Raw genomic sequence first — 232 nt, 5'->3', positions numbered from 1 at the left:
TTTTCCCACAACCTGATTCTCCAACGACACCAAGAGTTTCGCCTTCTTCAATAGTAAAAGAGACATCTCGAACTGCCGTGATGATTCCTTTCTTTGTTTGAAATTGTATTTGTAGATTCTTTGCAACTAATAATACATGACTACCTCTTAAGTTTTGGGTCTAGAGCATCTCTTAAACCATCTCCAAAGAGATTGAGTCCAAGTACGACAGCTAAAATACAAAGTCCTGGAA

At 37.9% G+C, this 232-nt stretch carries 1 protein-coding gene; it reads right to left on the bottom strand.

Features of this window, described 5'->3' with window-relative positions; genetic code table 11:
- The coding region (locus M901_RS18460; protein ID WP_157680072.1) for an ATP-binding cassette domain-containing protein at nucleotides 1-109 on the bottom strand (109 nt) is incomplete at its 3' end.
- Nucleotides 110-232: the final 123 nt, after the last annotated feature.

The organism is Bacteriovorax sp. DB6_IX (genome assembly GCF_000447775.1).
Taxonomy (GTDB): domain Bacteria; phylum Bdellovibrionota; class Bacteriovoracia; order Bacteriovoracales; family Bacteriovoracaceae; genus Halobacteriovorax_A.
The sequence above is the reverse complement of the archived record's forward strand: the minus strand, read 5'-3'. Positions and strand labels throughout refer to the sequence as shown.